The organism is Moorena sp. SIO4G3 (assembly GCF_010692305.1).
Classification (GTDB): Bacteria; Cyanobacteriota; Cyanobacteriia; order Cyanobacteriales; family Coleofasciculaceae; genus Moorena; species Moorena producens_A.
The window spans coordinates 1-17160 of the sequence record NZ_JAAHIG010000029.1 but is presented as its reverse complement, the minus strand read 5'-3'; the positions used below and the strand labels follow the sequence as shown (position 1 = coordinate 17160).

At 44.3% G+C, this 17160-nt stretch carries 19 protein-coding genes; 5 read left to right on the top strand and 14 right to left on the bottom strand.

Translation table 11 applies throughout. From position 1 onward, the window contains the following. Position 1 precedes the first annotated feature (1 nt). The gene (locus tag F6J99_RS07835; protein ID WP_293112447.1) at positions 2 to 301 is read left to right on the top strand and encodes a ferredoxin; all 300 of its coding nucleotides are present in this window, start codon (positions 2 to 4) and stop codon (positions 299 to 301) included. Between the two features lie 232 nt (positions 302 to 533). Here F6J99_RS07835 and F6J99_RS07830 read toward each other — a convergent pair whose 3' ends face one another. The 6 genes from F6J99_RS07830 to F6J99_RS07805 all read right to left on the bottom strand — a co-directional run bounded on the left by F6J99_RS07830 (position 534) and on the right by F6J99_RS07805 (position 9946). Beyond that, positions 534 to 2267: a SpoIID/LytB domain-containing protein gene (locus F6J99_RS07830; RefSeq protein ID WP_293112446.1), complete on the bottom strand. Its 1734-nt coding sequence runs from the start codon at positions 2265 to 2267 to the stop codon at positions 534 to 536. 177 nt (positions 2268 to 2444) lie between these two features. After that, a complete protein-coding gene (locus F6J99_RS07825; RefSeq protein WP_293112445.1) occupies positions 2445 to 5744 on the bottom strand; it encodes a hybrid sensor histidine kinase/response regulator in 3300 nt (1099 codons plus the stop codon). Between the two features lie 21 nt (positions 5745 to 5765). Then, positions 5766 to 7019, bottom strand: a complete 1254-nt coding sequence (locus tag F6J99_RS07820) for an RNA-guided endonuclease TnpB family protein (protein ID WP_293112444.1) — start codon at positions 7017 to 7019, stop codon at positions 5766 to 5768. Between the two features lie 375 nt (positions 7020 to 7394). Then, a complete protein-coding gene (locus tag F6J99_RS07815; RefSeq protein WP_293112443.1) occupies positions 7395 to 8150 on the bottom strand; it encodes a DUF1995 family protein in 756 nt (251 codons plus the stop codon). A 133-nt stretch (positions 8151 to 8283) separates the two neighbouring features. Then, positions 8284 to 9447, bottom strand: coding sequence for a cysteine desulfurase family protein (locus tag F6J99_RS07810; RefSeq protein ID WP_293112442.1), 1164 nt, complete (start codon positions 9445 to 9447; stop codon positions 8284 to 8286). A 118-nt stretch (positions 9448 to 9565) separates the two neighbouring features. After that, complete coding sequence (locus F6J99_RS07805) at positions 9566 to 9946, bottom strand: hypothetical protein (protein ID WP_293112441.1); 381 nt, start codon at positions 9944 to 9946, stop codon at positions 9566 to 9568. Between the two features lie 208 nt (positions 9947 to 10154). Here F6J99_RS07805 and F6J99_RS07800 point away from each other — a divergent pair, with 208 nt between their 5' ends. Both F6J99_RS07800 and F6J99_RS07795 read left to right on the top strand, forming a co-directional pair. After that, positions 10155 to 11630 carry a phospholipase D-like domain-containing protein gene (locus F6J99_RS07800; RefSeq protein ID WP_293112440.1) on the top strand — a complete coding sequence of 492 codons (1476 nt, stop codon included), beginning with the start codon at positions 10155 to 10157 and terminating at the stop codon, positions 11628 to 11630. A gap of 141 nt (positions 11631 to 11771) precedes the next feature. Further along, positions 11772 to 12047: a hypothetical protein gene (locus F6J99_RS07795; RefSeq protein WP_293112439.1), complete on the top strand. Its 276-nt coding sequence runs from the start codon at positions 11772 to 11774 to the stop codon at positions 12045 to 12047. Between the two features lie 80 nt (positions 12048 to 12127). Here F6J99_RS07795 and F6J99_RS07790 read toward each other — a convergent pair whose 3' ends face one another. From F6J99_RS07790 to F6J99_RS07770, 5 genes are all read right to left on the bottom strand, one after another. Beyond that, positions 12128 to 12475, bottom strand: a complete 348-nt coding sequence (locus F6J99_RS07790) for a XisI protein (protein ID WP_293112438.1) — start codon at positions 12473 to 12475, stop codon at positions 12128 to 12130. After that, the gene (locus F6J99_RS07785) at positions 12451 to 12879 is read right to left on the bottom strand and encodes an element excision factor XisH family protein (RefSeq protein WP_293112437.1); all 429 of its coding nucleotides are present in this window, start codon (positions 12877 to 12879) and stop codon (positions 12451 to 12453) included. Before F6J99_RS07785 ends, F6J99_RS07790 begins: the two co-directional genes overlap by 25 nt. 46 nt (positions 12880 to 12925) lie before the next feature. Further along, positions 12926 to 13267, bottom strand: a complete 342-nt coding sequence (locus tag F6J99_RS07780) for a XisI protein (RefSeq protein ID WP_293112436.1) — start codon at positions 13265 to 13267, stop codon at positions 12926 to 12928. A 91-nt stretch (positions 13268 to 13358) separates the two neighbouring features. Further along, on the bottom strand, positions 13359 to 13568 hold the full coding sequence (locus F6J99_RS07775; protein ID WP_293112435.1) for a type II toxin-antitoxin system HicB family antitoxin: 210 nt from the start codon (positions 13566 to 13568) through the stop codon (positions 13359 to 13361). Continuing rightward, positions 13568 to 13765 carry a type II toxin-antitoxin system HicA family toxin gene (locus F6J99_RS07770; RefSeq protein WP_293112434.1) on the bottom strand — a complete coding sequence of 66 codons (198 nt, stop codon included), beginning with the start codon at positions 13763 to 13765 and terminating at the stop codon, positions 13568 to 13570. The genes F6J99_RS07775 and F6J99_RS07770 overlap by 1 nt, the downstream gene beginning before the upstream one ends. 702 nt (positions 13766 to 14467) lie before the next feature. Here F6J99_RS07770 and F6J99_RS07765 point away from each other — a divergent pair. Both F6J99_RS07765 and F6J99_RS07760 read left to right on the top strand, forming a co-directional pair. Beyond that, a complete protein-coding gene (locus F6J99_RS07765) occupies positions 14468 to 14674 on the top strand; it encodes a hypothetical protein (protein ID WP_293112433.1) in 207 nt (68 codons plus the stop codon). Positions 14675 to 14761: 87 nt separating this feature from the next. Then, a complete protein-coding gene (locus F6J99_RS07760) occupies positions 14762 to 14938 on the top strand; it encodes a hypothetical protein (RefSeq protein WP_293112432.1) in 177 nt (58 codons plus the stop codon). 91 nt (positions 14939 to 15029) lie between these two features. Here the strand turns inward: F6J99_RS07760 and F6J99_RS07755 are convergent, their stop codons facing one another. From F6J99_RS07755 to F6J99_RS07745, 3 genes are all read right to left on the bottom strand, one after another. Further along, complete coding sequence (locus F6J99_RS07755) at positions 15030 to 15518, bottom strand: LuxR C-terminal-related transcriptional regulator (RefSeq protein ID WP_293112431.1); 489 nt, start codon at positions 15516 to 15518, stop codon at positions 15030 to 15032. 140 nt (positions 15519 to 15658) lie between these two features. Next, on the bottom strand, positions 15659 to 15793 hold the full coding sequence (locus F6J99_RS07750; protein ID WP_293109808.1) for a hypothetical protein: 135 nt from the start codon (positions 15791 to 15793) through the stop codon (positions 15659 to 15661). Positions 15794 to 16026: 233 nt separating this feature from the next. Next, the gene (locus tag F6J99_RS07745) at positions 16027 to 17022 is read right to left on the bottom strand and encodes a hypothetical protein (RefSeq protein WP_202972078.1); all 996 of its coding nucleotides are present in this window, start codon (positions 17020 to 17022) and stop codon (positions 16027 to 16029) included. Between the last annotated feature and the right edge of the window lie 138 nt (positions 17023 to 17160).

Genomic DNA, 17160 nt, shown 5'->3' with positions numbered 1-17160 from the left:
CATGGCTACTTTCAAAGTCACCTTGAAAAATGACGCCGAAGGTATAAATACAACCATTGACGTTCCTGAAGACGAATACATTCTCGACGCTGCTGAAGAGCAAGGTTTAGATCTGCCTTATTCCTGCCGTGCGGGTGCCTGCTCTACCTGTGCTGGCAAAGTAACCAGTGGTACTGTTGACCAGTCAGACCAATCCTTCCTGGATGATGACCAAATGGAGGCTGGCTACGTTCTGACCTGTGTGGCCTACCCCACCTCTGATTGCACGATCGAAACTCATCAAGAAGAAGCACTGTACTAATTACTAATATAAGTACTAATAACAGAGGGGAAGTAACAGAGCTTACAAGTTGGGTGTTTTACTCTTTGAGCTCTTTACTTCCCCATCGCCGAAAATGGGGTGATGAGATGATTAGGTAATGGGATGATGGCGAAATCACGCTAAATCCAAGCTACATCGAGGAAGATATGGAATAACTTTCCTGAAATTATTCCATATCTTCACTTTCTCCCCTCTTTGACCCTTGATTAGACTAGGGCGTGACTAGTGCGCTGGCATTTTGCCAGAAGATAATAGAATTGTTCAAAGGCTGAATTTGAGTACCAGGATAATAGAAGCTGAGAATTTTTTCTGCGGACCAACCGAGTTTAGCTAAATTTTGGGAACCGTGTTGGCTAAAGCCAACCCCATGTCCAAAGCCACCACCCACAAACACGAAGCCTTTGAGGGTTTGGTTGGCTTGGTCATAAATCGGGTCTACGTAGAAGAGGGTGCTGCGGGGAGGACCAAAGGCGCTGCGGGCTTCATTTTTACTCAGCTCCAGCATACCCCGATCCGTTGTTACCGCCATTTTCAGCACTCGTCCTGCTGGTGAACGCTCTACCACTTCCATATGCTCAATGGTAGTGAAGTTGGCAAGGGGGTGTTTGGTTTTTTTGAGATAGCGTTGTAAATGGCTGGTGACTTGTTTTAAGCTATTGTTGTACTTCCAGCGGAATAAGTAACTATTGTCAGTCTCATTAAATCCTTGCTTCAAGTTCATGAACTCACGGAAATTTTGTTCGTCTGCTAAGGATTTTTGTGACAAATTCCAGAGGGAGTATGGGGAGTCTACCACTGCTCTTAAGTAAGGACGTTCTGACCCATTCCAAACATCACTGAAAGGCGCACTGACTCCACCAGTTGCCGCTGAATACAGGGCATCTACTAACTCATTATTGTAGGTCAGCACTAAACCTTTAGTAGCTGCGATCGCACGGTCAGCGACCGGATTGGTTTGATTTATTCCGAAATAAACCTGGCAGTGAGTATCCGCACAGAGTTCGTAACCGTCAACATTAAATCGGCGTCGGTTCCGCAAGGCGTAGGTGCGAGCAATAATGCTCTGGGCAGCTACGGTTGAATAGCGTGCTCCAGGTCCAATTTCATGAGGTACTACACCGCGCAAATAGCTTTCTAGAGGTACCTGATTTACTAAGGTATAGTCACCATAGGCATTGGGCTGGATCCGTAGACTACCAGGATAAAGTCTTGTCCTACGGTTATTGTCTCCTTTGCTTACCCAGATCCGATTTTTGCCAGCAGTAATATCGATTTCCCGTCGATGGTAGCGATAGTCACCAATTACAAAGGAAGCATGGGGCACCTCGGTGACAACGTTAGTATCAATATAAGCAATAGTATCACCTTTGGCTTTGATACTTGCTAGCAGTAGACGTCGCAATAAAGGGGTTTGATAAACACTCCGTTTTGCCCACACCTGCCAGCGGTCAGGCTTGGCAATTTCCACCTCAATCCCCTTTTCCCGCCATTTATTGGCACTATCTTCTGCAGTTTCAAAGGTCCCATGGTTACTCAAGACCACGTACTCTTCGATCTGCGGCTGCTGTAACGGTTTATTGACTATTTCCAGCTTGAGGCTGCTAAGCTGCTTGGTTTTCGGTTGCATATCACCGCCTAAAAATTTGACGGTTAGCTGATCGTCCGGGGCAGCTTTCAGGGTGAGCTTGTCAGTTGGTTCATCTCCAAAGCGCTGCACGACTCCTACTTTTAGTGGGATATCTGAGGCTTTGGCGGCTAACCCTGATAGGATTGGTAGTCCCCACAACGATAGTGTCATCAACGGTATTAGGAAATGGGGATTGGAAGTTGGGGAATTGAGAGAGATCGGTTTTTTCGTGAACCCCACTATCCAATTGCGAAACCGACCTGTCTTACCCGATGCCGTATTTTGATGCGAATTCAAGTCAAACGCTTTTATTGTCATTAGCTTAGTTTTTAAAGTACCCAATCCATAATTCCCATTCCCCGATTCTAGATCCCGAAAAGTACGATCCTCCAGAGGTATTGTTACCCTAACCAGGTCTGGTCATGGTCTTTGGTTTGGGATTGGGATGATTTGGTTGAGGATGCTGCCCGCAGCTACCCATTGGGATTACCTGTGTTAATTACTTCGAGCTAACAACACTTCCCCTTGCCTGATTCGTTGGGCAGCATCTAGTAGCACGTCTTCTAGATAGGGTTTGGTAAAATAGCCTCTAGCACCGAGATCAGCAGCTACTTTCCGGTGTCGATCAGCACCACGAGAGGTGAGCATGGCCAGGGGGATTTCGCACAAATCTGGGTCTTTTTGAAGGCGAGATAGCAGTTCTAGACCATCCATTCTGGGCATTTCAATGTCACAGAATACGATCTCGCAAGGCAAACCAGACCGAAGTTTATCCCAGGCTTCTTGACCATCACGGGCTTGTTCTACCCGATAACCAGCTTTACTGAAGGTCATAGAAAGAAGTTCTCGGACTGTGATTGAATCATCCACAATCAACACCATGGGATCAGATTTGATTAGATTGGCCTCCGCTCCGGTGGCGGTTGGAGTTTCCATCCTTTGCCAGATCGCAACACCACCATCTTTACGAATCCGACCCATAGCAAGGTCAATCAGTTCTAGAACGTCAGCAATGGGCATCACGCGACCATCCCCTAAGACGGTCGCCCCGGTAATGCCTACTGGCTTAGGTGCAGGGCCTTCGATTTGCTTAATAACAATTTCTTGCTCCCCTAATACCTGATCAACCTCTACGGCGAGCATGTTACCTGTACTTCGCAGTACCACCACAGAAATCAAGTTGTCTTCCCGTTGGCTGCCATAGACACTAGCCCGGCTGAGTTGGCTATGGTAGGTCAGCAATTCTGAGAGGGGCTTGAATGGGATCTGGCTGTCCCGCCATTGAAGAAAGGCTTGACCTTGGGAATTGGTCTGAATGCAGTCAGGGGAGACATCCTGCATATCTTCCACCCCATCCATGGGAAAAGCAATTCTGGCGCGATCGCTTACACAGCAGAGGGCTTTACAAATACTCAGGGTCAGGGGTAAGCGAATGGTAAAGGTGGTTCCTTGCCCGAGACTAGAGTCGATAGTAATAGTTCCCCGAATTTCACTTAAGCAGGTGCGCACCACATCCATACCTACTCCTCGACCTTTGGTGTCAGTCACTTTCTCAGCAGTGGTGAACCCAGGGTGGAAGATAAAATTGAACAACTCCAAGTCGCTCAAGGTTTTTGCCTCAGTTGGGGAAATCAGATTCTTTTCAAGGGCTTTAGCTCTAATTCGATCTGGATCAATGCCCGCCCCATTATCCGAGATGGAAATCACCGTCTGATTTCCCTGGTAGAATGCCCCGAGGGTGATTTTACCCGCCCTAGGCTTCCCCGCAGCCAGCCGTTCTTCTGGTAGCTCAATCCCGTGGGTAATGGCATTGTTGACCAGGTGGGTCATAGGATCATAGAGGTGTTCTAAGATCATTTTATCAATCAAGGTTTCCCGCCCCTCAACCTGTAGCTCGGCTTCCTTGCCTTCCTGCAAGGAAATTTCCCTGACTGCACGGGGCATTCGGTCTGCTGCTTGGGCAAAGGGCACCATACGCGATCGCGTCAGTCCTTCTTGGAGTTGATTGGTTACCTGTCTGAGGGTACGAGTTACTTGGTCGGTTTCATCCACCAAAAACTCAATGTCAGATGCCGACTCCTTGACCCGAACAATCAGCTCAATGATCTCTTGGGATAGCAAATGGAACCCTGTAAAGCGGTCCATTTCTAGAGGGTGATAGTCTTCTACGCTGGAGTAATTCTGTTTTCCTTGTTCCCGTTCTTGGATGCTTGTAGTTCGGTAAATCTTACTACTAGACAATAGGGAATTTTCCAGCAGGGTTCGCTCATACAAGTCCCGCATTTTCAAACCCACATCGTTGAGGCTCGATACCTGATGGGATAAATTATCTAAGAATTGCCGCAGCCGTTCTTGATCTTGCTCTAAGGTATTGCGACCAACCACCAGTTCTCCGACTAAATTGCTCAGGGTGTCCAGTTGTTTAACCGGTACCCGCATGGTTTGTTCAAATAGCTTAGATCTCGGACGCCTTGTTTGGCGGGACAGCTCCTGGTTTATCCCTCCTGGGATAGCAGAGATGCTTTGATTTGCCTGCTCTAGCAAGTGCTCGAGGTCTTTAAAGTCATCCTCTACTGAGTCCGCCTGATTGGTTTTCCGGGTTTCTTGGTCTAGGGAGTGGTTAGGTTCAGGGCTACTAGTTTCATTTAATAGGAGTTCTAGTTCATCAAAAATTCTTGTCTGCTCTGATCCCACTTCAACAGTGGCTAAGCTCACATCCAGGGGTTTTATACTTTCAAAATCAACGTTTTGGTAATGGGCCGTAGCTTCTGCCAACAGCTGCTCTAATTGCTGCCATTGATCTTGGGTTGTTGGTAAGGGTTTTGGTGATGAATCTGGTAATTTGTTTGATTTTATGGGATCGGATTTTCTATTTTTTCCTTTTACACTTGAATTAAGACCAGGTGTAGACGCCTCACTGGGTCGATCTGAAGTCGAGGTGGGGTTTGAAGACCCTGTCATTGATGGGGATTTAATTGCTGGTTGGTGATGGTTTGCAGGGGGGTGAGTTGGAATAAGCTCCAACTCATTGACCAGATTGAAATCTAATTCATTCAGGTCGGTGTTGGTCAGACCCGGGCGAGGGCTGTGGGTGGGCTCGACGTGCGGTGTGCTTGGTCGAATAGGCTGCTGTTTTCCCATCCCATAACTATCTAATTTTGTGGGAGGATTACTTTCCGAGCTTGAGCTATTTTCTTCAAAAAAGGTATCATCAAATAAACTACTTAATTCATCCGCTGGGTTAGTTTTTTGAGTTAGGTTTCCTTCAGTACTGCCAACAGCAAATAATTCTTCAAGGTCTTTATCTGTCAGGCTTGGAGTAGGGTTAGGTTGAATCTCCTGTGGAGTTGACTCCCTTGACTGTAGTAACTCAAAAGCTGCTTCTTCTGGAAATTCCTCATCGAACAAACTGAGTAAATCTTCCTCGGTAGACTCTGCTGCCTCTGGAATGTCCAACCCATCAAGTTCTTTAATCAGGTCAGATAAATCCTTTGGTTCGTCTGTAGTTATAGTATTTTCTGATTGGCTAGACAACTGCTGGTTATCTGGAGCGATAATTTCTTCTTCTTGCCAGGTTTGATCCAAATCAGGGGTCTGACCTTCAAAGATATCAGCTAAGCTATTGAGTTCTGCCATGCCAACTTTTGGTTCTGCAGCATCATCGGACTCGATTTGGAGGATATCGGTCGTTGGTTGTTCCACTTCCTCTATATCTGGTATATCCTCGAGGAAGTTATCTAGGTTAAATTCGTCTTTGATTACTGCTGGTGGCTGAGCATCTAGGTTGTTAGACATTCGGAAAGCTAAAATTCCACATTAAGCGAACATTTTTAACCTTTTGCCTTGGCAAGTTCGCCGGTTCCCTGCGACGAGAAACTGATATAATGCGGTAAAAACCGTATTAAAGTTCCCTTCCTGCTTCTTTCCAGTTACCTGGTTTTTCATAGGGTGTCGGCACTTCCTATTCCACAGGCTTAGACCGAATAGCCTTCGGCAAAACGTTCGTGCATTCAGGCTGGCGTTATAGTCACGGTCAAAGACTTCACCGCAAACCTCACAATCAAAAACTCGTTCTTTAAGTGGCATTTCCTGAACATGACCACAACTAGAACAAGTTTTAGTGGATGGGTAGAATCTATCTACAAATACCAATGAGCAACCGTACCACTCAGACTTGTATTCGACTTGACGACGAATTTCATAAAGAGCGGAATCGGCTATCGCACCTGCTAACTTATGGGCTAACTTATGGTTTTTTAGCAGACCGGAAACATTTAGATCTTCTAACCCAATGACTGCGTGGTTTTTGCCAAGCCAAGAGGTTAATTTTTGAATTGCATCTTTCCGGATGTTAGCAACACGTTGATGGGCTTTAGCTAATTTCAGCTTGGTCTTATTTCTATTGGCAGAACCCATAGTTCTTCTAGATAGTTCTCGTTGAAGTCTAGCCAGCTTTTTCTGAGCTTGTTTGTCAGCTCTAGGATTAGGAAATACCGTCCCATCTGAACAGGTGGCTAGAACTTTAACCCCGACATCAACACCTAGATATTCTCTACATTTAACAGTGGGTTCAGGTTCCAACTCGTAGGCCAAATAAATATACCAATAATCGGCTACTCGACTGATTGTAACCCGCTTAATCTGGATTCCAGGTAAAGGTTCATAAGTGCTAACCCACCCAATAAAAGGGAGTTTCAACCGAGTTCCTGAAAACTCCATGACCTTCCCACAATTATCTAGGGTGAAGCTATCATTTCTACCTTTATTCTTGAACTTAGGGTGTTGAGCTCTCCCTTGAAAGAATCGGTTAAACGCTTCAACTAAGTGCATGAATACGAATTGATAAACCCTAGAACTTAAGGTATACTGCCAAGGATATTGAGGTTTAACATGATTGGTATAGAACTTTTTCAGCTTGTTAGCATAAGGCTTTAGCCCGGCTTTATAGGATTCGTTCCACATATTTTTTAAAGCCCAATTCCAAAGCCACCTAGAATACCCAGCGTGTTGAGCCATCAAGGTTTTTTGTCTATTATTAAGTTTTAACTTGGTCTTGAAGGCTCGTTGCATAAGTCTGGGTCATTCTTTATTTTGCTTTGATACTAAGCGAGCAGCTCGGCGCTGTCAGTCATGGAGTTTTAATGGCTTTGATTATCCCTGCCGTTTCCCATCAAGCTCACGTTCTGACATTGACCCCGACTCACTCAGCAGCAACTCTGAGTTTGATGTACTTAGTCACCGAGCTACCTTTGATGACATAATGATCGTATCGTTTTGTACCGCAAATCGTCAACTAAGTTACTCCTCTTATGATAGTTCTAAAATTTCATCTCACTAACTAGCCAAGACTTAGCTTAACACTCCCGAATCTATACAGACGAGGTTTTCTTGCCTCGCTAGCTAGATTTCTAATAACGTTTTTCATATCTCAGTTCAACTGTGAGTTCAACGACTCAGAGCATTTAAGAATTTCTGGATACCTGAGAAGAACGACTGTTTTTTTTGGGCAGATGGTATATTTTGAGCATCTTCTGGGCTAGTTGTGTTAACTAGATTTGCCTTAAGTATAATTTGCTCAATAGCCTCTGTTGTCGGTTTGCTGGTTTCTTCAGTCACTAACTGATACTCATCATCAATTTCTAGCCATACTTGCCACACAGAAGGGTAACAACGCCATAGAGCCCCTCCTGGAAAGGGTCGCAGATAATAACAAGACTGCAGAGTTTTCAGGAAGCGATCGCGCAACTGACGTGCGGCATAGCCAATCCCTACAATCGAGACATCTTCCAGCTGAGGATTTAGGATTACACAGGGGCGATCCCCAGCCAAATTACAAATCTTTTCCACTTGGCCTACTTCCACTGCAGACGGGCCCACTAGCAAGAAAACCTGGTCATCATCATCAATTCTAGTTTCTGCTGGGGAGCGACTGGTGCCAACATCAGTAATTTTAAACGGTACCTCTCCCCAGTCACGAAGGGCAAGGGCTGAAGCACCAGTATCAGGAAAGAATATTTTCAGTCCGGAGCCATACTGCTCAAAAATAGGAATAAATGCTTGGGCGATTGACTGGGCTTGCAGGGCAATTTCTGGAAAGACCAACTCCACTTGTACCCTGGTTTGACCGTCATCTAGGGCGGCTTTGGTCGCTTCTTTAGCTTGAGCGATCGCATCTTCTAAGCTCAAAGGAAGTTCATTCATGAGTCTGTCTGTGTGTTAATCAAAAACTCTAATATTAATTGCTTAAAAGAAAAAGGAAAACTAATGTCTTGCCACATTAATCCCGCCCAATCAACCCTACCCATAGGAGCAATTGAGGCTTTTTTGAGCAAAGTTAGACCTTAGATAATGCTGGTTCTGGCATCAGTCGTTCCAAAATTTGCTTAAGTACCATCACCGTCCAATCTACATCAGCTTCTGTGGTATCTCTCCCCAGTGTCAACCGAATTCCAGCCAAAGCAGCTGGCTCGTTGTAACCCATTGCTAACAATATCGGACTCGGACTCAGTTTACCACTGTGGCAAGCGGAACCTGCACTAATCCCAATACCAGCCTGATTCAACTGACGCACTAGAGTTTTGCCAGTCACCCCCTCAGTAGGGGAAGTCACACAAAAACTAACATGATGGGGTAAGCGATAGTCTCTAGAACCAGTGGGAATGAGATTGGGGGTATCAGCCAGTTGGTCAAACATGCGATCGCGTAATCGAATTAACCGAGGTGTCTCTTTTAGCATTTGCACTGCTGCTAGTTCTGCCGCCATGCCAAACCCAGCAATCAGTGGCAACGCCTGGGTTCCAGACCGCAATCGGGATTCTTGTCCACCACCGGATATCAGGGGCACTAACTCCACACCAGGGCGGATATACAGTGCCCCTGATCCCATCGGACCATAAATTTTGTGACTGGAAATCGACAGCAAATCCACCGGTAGTTGTTGAACATCGATGCTGAGGCGTCCTGCTACTTGAACTGCATCGGTATGAAACAATACACCTTGTTCACGAGCAATTTGTCCGAGTTCATCAATAGGTTGGAGCGTACCTACTTCACTTTGACCGTAGATGACGGAGACTAAAACTGTATTTGCCTGTAGGGCAGCTTTTAAATCACTGGGATTGACCATTCCCAGAGAATCCACTGGTAGCCTAGTCACTTGCCAACCCCACTGCTCCAACCAGGCCACTGGTTGAGCGATTGCAGAATGCTCTACACTAGAAATAATGATATGCTGGGGTTTCTTGTAGGCTTGGGCAACCCCCATCACCGCCAAATTATCCGCCTCAGTACCGCCAGAGGTAAATATAATCGATTCTGCTGGTGCATTGATTAACCTAGCCACCTGCATTCTTGCTCGTTCCAGTACAATAGCCGCTCGCTGACCCCACTGGTGTAAGCTAGATGGGTTACCCCACTGCTGGGCAAGGACATCTTGAATAGTTTTAATGACTTCTGAGCGTGGTGGTGTGTTGGCGCTATAGTCCAGATAAATTTGCATGGGTTTTCAGGCAACCAGCTATCTCTACCTTCAGCATATAACCTTTCCAGGTCTCTCTCAAACTGATAACTAATAACTGATGACTAATAATTAGTGAATAATAACTGATGACTAATAACTAACCACCTGGTTTTCCTACATTATAGTCCTCGTGGGACAAAACTGCGTGAGGAACCAATAAGCTACCCTGGTCGTGACAAATCATTCGGTAGTTGCGAGTTACAGGAATACTAATGATCCAGCGGTTGTGGCGCAGCCGCTTGCCACCAAATTCTCTGTAATCTTGGTGATTCTGCAAACCAGCAATTATCCCACGGGCTTTGACAACCACATGGGTAGGAAGGTTTTTTAAGTCAATGGGATCATCTTGAAAACTAGACTCCCACTGCTGTTTTTGCTGTTTTTTCTCTTCCCGTGCTCGGTTTTTTTGATCACATCGGTGGCATGTTTTACCATACCCCTTGTGGCCACACGGGAATGTTTTCTTTCGTCTTGGCATAAGACAGTAGTTCGGGTTAAACTCCCTAACCCGCTAATTAGGCTTCGGTATAAGCCATTCCATCAGAAAAAGGCAATTAGGGGGGGTAGTTGAACAAGATGGCAACTGATATCCCCTGGTATTTTATGTTAATTCAACAACTGCATCTATTTGAAGATTGTGCTGTTAGCATGAGGAAATCAGCTATTCAATCGGGTTTTTTGATGCCTTGAGTTCCCAACCAGCGTGCATTTACTGGAATTTGTATTATCTTTTGCTGATACTATTGATTTTGTGTGGCTGTCAACAAGCTCAGCCACAGGTTTCTCTTGAGCCCCCTCTGCCCCAAGACCCTTGGGTTCAGGCTTACTTTAATCATAGTAGGTCAGCCCAATACATAGATCCTTACCGGGGAGTAACTCGGGAGGGAGATAACTTGGAGCAAGTGATTGTGGATGCGATCGCATCAGCAAAGTCAACAGTAGATGTGGCGGTTCAGGAGTTGCGTATGCCCAGAATTGCCCAAGCTTTAGTAGAACGTAAGCAAGCTGGTGTCAAGGTCAGAGTCATTTTAGACAATAACTACAGTCTTCCGGTCAGTAAACTTACCGCTGAGTCAGTGGCAAAACTGCGCCAAAGAGAACGCTCACGCTACAATGAGTCCCTAATATTGATCGACCGTGACGGAGATGGTCAGCTCAGTGCAAGGGAAATTTCAGAAGGAGACGCTTTAATCATCTTAGGAAATGGTGGTGTACCTATGATTGATGACACAGCGGATGGTTCTCGGGGCAGTGGCTTAATGCATCATAAGTTTATAGTTATTGATAACAAAGTTTCTATTATTACCTCAGCCAACTTCACTCTTAGTGATCTACATGGTGACTTTCAGTTTCGAGAGAGTCGTGGCAATGCCAACAATCTGCTCAAGATTGACAGTGTAGAGTTAGCTAACCAATTCACCCAGGAATTTAACCTGATGTGGGGGGATGGTGCTGGGGGTAAACCAGACAGTAAGTTTGGTCTCAAGAAGCCATGGCGACCAGTAGAGCAGGTGACACTGGGGGATACCAGTGTGGGGGATACCAGTGTGGGGGATACGACTGTGGGGGATACAACTATCGCGATACAATTCTCCCCAACCTCCACTACCAAACCTTGGCATCAGAGTAGCAATGGTCTGATCGCTGAAATCCTTCCTCAGGCTAAGGAAACCATTCACATAGCTTTGTTTGTATTTTCCGAGCAACGGCTAACTAATGTTTTAGAGGAATCCCATGAACAAGGTGTTAAGGTCAAAGCGCTAATTGAGCCAAGTTTTGCCTTTCGCTATTACAGTGAGGGTTTGGACATGATGGGAGTAGCTGTTGCTCACAAGTGTAAATATGAGACTGGTAACCGTCCTTGGCGTCAACCGATTGCTACCGTCGGTGTGCCTCAGTTGCCAGAAGGAGATGTCTTACATCACAAATTTGCCATTCTGGATGGAAAGATAGTGATTACAGGCTCTCACAACTGGTCAAAAGCAGCAAATACCAGGAACGATGAGACGGTGTTAGTTATAAATAGCCCTATGGTTGCTGCCCATTTTGAACAGGAGTTTCAACGCCTCTATGGTAAAGCAGTGAAGGGAGTACCAGTTAGAGTTCAGCAAAAGATTAAAGCACAGCAACAAAAATGTGTGCCTCTTGATCCACATTCTTAAGTAGAGCATACTATTGAATAGTTGGCATGACGGGTTATACCCCTCAATTAAATAATAGATGTGTTAGATCAAGTCCGGTTAATCACTTTTAAAATGGTCTGTTGCGTTTTGTCGTTAGTGATCAGTCATTANTGTTTTCCTATGGATATAACTATTTCCTATACAAAGGAAGTTTCTCTAGGGAAAGACTATTTGTGGTTAGCGAAGCTTCTGGCTAGGTCTTATCAAACTCTGGTGGCAACAGATTTACCAGAAGGACATCCGGACAAAATGAATCCCTATTGTTGGTGTGTAGCAGAAGCAAATGGTTATTTAGTAGAAATGCTGGAAGACCTTTCAGATGTCGAAGACAGAGAAGGATTGCTACTAAATAGCGATTCCAAGAAATTACTGACTACAGTCGGTAAATTGGCTTAACAACCACTGGCTTTACTTGATCGGATTCAGCATCTTAACCAAACAAGCACCATTATCACCTTACTGGACTGTTCCCTTTGCTATGCAATCCCATACCCAGTATGTTGACGAATATCAGGGGGATGAAAAGCAAGAACAATCCTATCCTTCGGTACTCCTGTGGCAACCAATTCATCCGTGATACCATCCTCAATCCCATCGTAATGAATCCAGATTTTACCATCGCGGATTTCAGCATGAACTATAGTACCATATACACGGCAATGGTTTTCCCAGCCTTCATGGAGCAGCATAAAATGATTGCAATCGCTACTGATAATTACAGAGGTGGTTACATCACCATAACGGTAAGGAAGATTGGCGTAATACTTTAAAATATTTTCTAGGGTTTCACGCCATTGATCTAAGGGTTGATTTGTGGTTTCCATTGGATAATCTCCTTAATTTTGGCATCAAAAACAAGTAATCGAAAACCAGGTTCTTCTAACAAAAGTTGTCCAGCTTCTTCCTGGAAAAGTGTTTTAAAACTATTGCGCTCTACTGCCAGATAGATCTGCCGATCAGGCTCTCGTTTTTTCATAATCCTACTATATAAAAAGAATTGTCCCCATGCTTTTTCAAGATCATTAATAGGAGAAGGACTCATAAAAGTTTTTACTTCAACAGCTATCTTTGTAGCACCTCTTTCCGCAGCGATTAGTTTTTCAGCACCTAAGTCAACTAGGACATTACGAGTACCAATTTTGAGAATCAGTGGATCATCAGTAATGCTCCAACCGTCTTTGATTAGGGCGGTTTTTACAGCATCATGATGAATATCTTTAGCAGGCATTGAATAATACTATTTTCGGGATTAATCTGTAAATCTATTCTAACCCTTAACCTATACCAAAACCGGTAAACTCGCGTACTTCAGGTTCATGAAAAGCTAAAACAATATCGTGTTTAGGCACTCCCATTTCCACTAATCGGTTGGCAAGTCCCTCTTCCGTGCCGTCATGCTGAATCCAAATTTTTCCACCCTTGATATCAACATGTAAAATACAGCCAAAATCACGTTTATTCCCACGCCAACCAACATAGAGCAGTTGGTAGTGATCCTGCTCTGTATCAAAGACAGTCTGAACCTCGTATTCTGGTGCAATTGTTTGCCTTGAAGCCCGTTGAGCACGTTCGGAAAGAAGATGTCGAATATACTGGCGATATTGCTCTACAGCCATTGAACAATTACCTCCTGTTTCACAGGATAAATGACTAATCTAATCTGAATACCGCACGGTATCGTTTCTGGTTGAGTGTGATGGGTGCGCCCTAAGCCACCTCAATATACTCACAGAATGACACTGATTCAGGAGCAGTTAATCCATCTTCTTTTAATCCTTCCAAATGAAACATCACTGCCTCAGTTATTAATTGTTTAACCTCTTCTACTGTTTCTGCCACCGCAACACACCCAGGAAGATCGGGAACATAAGCACCGTAGCTATTTTTTCCTTTTTCAATAACAACTGCATAGCGCATTAAATTTTGTCCTCCTCTATTTGAGCTTGTCGCCATATATTTTTAAGAGTCCCAATTGGAACCTCAAGACTTGATTTACCCGATACTGTTACCGTACCAGACTTTGAGGGATGCTTATATTGTCTATGACTTCCTCTTGTCCTAGCAAGATACCAGCCATCTGCCTCTAACACTTTAATCACTTCTTTGACTTTCATAATCTTGTCTTTTAAAGCGTTCGCGTAGCGTAGCCCTTTGGGCTAATCCCATTGATTGCCAGTGCGTAGGCCAAGTCCTAACCCTTTGGGCTAATCCCAGGATATTGTAGGGTGCCCCCTCGACAGGGTAACGCCGCAAGCGTAAAAGAGTAAAAAATTCCAACTCTTAACCAAACCAGCATCATTAGCACCGGTAGGTTGCTGAAAACCTGGGATTGATGATCGTGATTGTCTTGATGCAGTCGCTCATGGGGAGAACCCCCAAGACCGCGCTGCATCGCTTTTCTGCCATTATGGAAGTAACTCCTACTTGGTTGGGAGGAAAACCGCGCTGGTAGTGATTAACGGCTACGACCAGCGCGGTTATTAGTTTCAGTCTTTAGTTATAGTATACATAAATACTCTAAAAAATGCAATGGTTAATTTTTAAAAAAAATCTTTATTTACAACTATTATTATTAGCTATTTATAGACTCAGTTAGGTGTTATTTAATTTGACAGTATTTTTAAATTTACTGATCTAAAAAGGGAGCTTATGATCTAAAATTAGGGAGCATAGAGTAGGTAAGAGTTAAAGTACTAAAAAGCCTGTCTACATCATTAGAATAAAATGCGTTCGCGTAGCGTGACCTACGGTCAATCCCATAAGCGCGGAAGCTTCCCTTCATCGCGTAGCGGCTCAATGCTCGCCCATCGCATCCAGTGCTCGACAAGATCATGCGATCGCATCCAATACCCGTACCAGATCATGTGATCGCATCCAATACCCGTACCAGATCATGTGATCGCATCCAATACCCGTACCAGATCATGCGATCGCATCCAATACCCGTACCAGATCATGCGATCGCATCCAATACCCGTACCAGATCATGCGATCGCATCCAATACCCTGACCAGATCATGTGATCGCATCCAATACCCGTACCAGATCATGCGATCGCATCCAATACCCGTACCAGATCATGCGATCGCATCCAATACCCGTACCAGATCATGCGATCACATCCAGTGCTCGGCCAGATCATGCGATCGCATCCAGTGCCCGACCAGATTAAGCGATCGCATCCAGTGCCCGACCAGATTAAGCGATCGCATCCAGTGCCCGACCAGATTAAGCGATCGCATCCAGTGCTGTACAAGATGATGGGTAAGGATTTACCCGTCAGCTGACCGCTGACCGCTGACCGCTGACCGCTGACCGCTGACCGCTGACTGCTGACCGCTGACCGCTGACCGCTGATAGCAGTTACTCAGGCTATAGCTAATTCATTTCTAATTGCTGAATCAAAGGAGCACATTGATAAACCATAGCGGCTCGACTATCGACATCCAGCTTCAGGAAGATCCGACGTAGATGAGCAGAAACTGTCCATTCACTAATTTCAAGGTGTTTAGCAATTAGCTTATTAGACTGACCTGAGGCAACAAGAGTAACAATTTGTAACTCTCGTTCTGTTAAGAGACTAGCAAGATGAGATGTGGCGGAAGTAGTATTGTCTTGGAATTCTGTAATTGCATAAACTTTTCCATTTACCTCCAGATAACCAACTGCATTCAAAGGACAACTGCTTTCAGGGGGTGAATTAGAGCTAGACCCTAAACTAGGTTTAAATTCGTTGTTTGTTTCAAAAACTAAAAAACAAGAATTATTGATAAAGAGCTTACCAATCACTTGATTTCCTAACTCTGATTCTAGATCTTTACTAGCTATATCTTGACGATAAAGAGGAAAATTAAGTTTCTCTTTCATAATAAAAATGTCAAGTACCTATAAACATCCTGTTTGATTGATGAGCGGAACCTGGGGAAAGATAAAAATCAGCTATCAGCTATCAGCTAATGCGCTACGGCTGACAGCTGACGGCTGACAGCTAAATCCTTACGCAAAAACTATAGCGCTGTGCGTAGGGAATAGGGAATAGGGAACGTCGGACCAGGGAATGATTGAGCTTCCCAAGACTGCGCTGCATAGCTTCGTTCCTTAAATTTGTCAACACCATTACACCGATTGCTATAACTATTCACAAATGATTTAGGAAGATCCGATCCATAGATGGTCTTACCCCCCTTCCATTTTGTTGAATAGGAATCAAAAAGGAATTAAATTGTTAAAAAACTTATAGTTTCTCTAGGCTTTACAAATGAGTTGTAAAACTAGATGGTTATTTTTTCTAATCAAAAAAACGCTGTATTCCTTACTCCTGTTAGCCGATCCGGAGTTTTCTCTTCTCTAAAGGGTTTAGTTCTATGTTTACATCTCACATCGAAAGACTATACCAGAACGCTTTAGTATTTATCCATAGATCCTTCTTCAACTCTGGGAAATTCCCCAAGTCTTCAGGATCACAGGCAACGTTATCGCTCCAAGACAGCTTAGACATTCTTTCAGATGCTGTAACTGCAGGTGTCACAAGATGTATAACACACAAATGAAGCCCTTCCCATAACAGTTTTGCCAGTCCGGTGTAAATCATCAACTGGCGTAAGTAGTCCGATTCCAAAGCCACAATTCGATCCTGCGGACTGACCAGTTGACAAGAGATTCCCAAGTTGTCCAAAGCTTTGCAGATATCTGGAGGGCGATTATCACTAAAATCTGTAGGATTCTGATAGCTCAGTATAAAAGCAGAACCTAAACTCGCACTTAGAGCTACAGTATCCCGGAATGACGCCATTAAAGTATCATTGGTCCCCTGTGACTGGTTAATGCGTCGATCTAATAAGCGTGCTAAATATTCCCATCGTGGCAAGAGCTTGGTAGTTGTACCTTTTGGCAGTAAAGACTCCCTGAGACTATCCCCCAGCCAGAATAGATTTAGTCCTAGCAAATCATTCTCGGTTTGTAATCCTTTCCACTCTTTAAGTGACCAAATCACACTCTCTAAGGTTGCTTTCTCCTGTTCAGATGCCTTTTCATTGAGAGTGCTTTTGGGAATAAGCAGTTCTGGTTGTTGTAAATAAAACTTAGTATTGTTAAGAATATGCCAAAGCTCTCTTGCTATCCAGAGTTCCATTATTTCTCCTAGCTGCTGAGCTATGTGGACTCCATAATAGGAGAGCGCTAAGGCTGGATCCAGTACACAGATCCATTGCTTGGAATCAAGTTGGCTGAAAAGGGGAGTTATCAGCATTTTAAAGACGTCACTCCCATTAAAATAGCAGTTTTTAGAGCAATTCTGTAAATTACGGCTAGCCATCAATTTTATCTCCCCATTTCCCGATCTCCCCATCTCTCTATTTCCCCATCTACCCATCTACCCATCTCCCTATCTACAGAGGAATAGCGTTAATTTATCAATTTTGGATTTCACAAACAAGTCACAAAATTTTGCTAGTCCAAATCGATTAGTTCAAATGAGTTAGTCAAACTTGACTAGCTAGAAAACGTGACA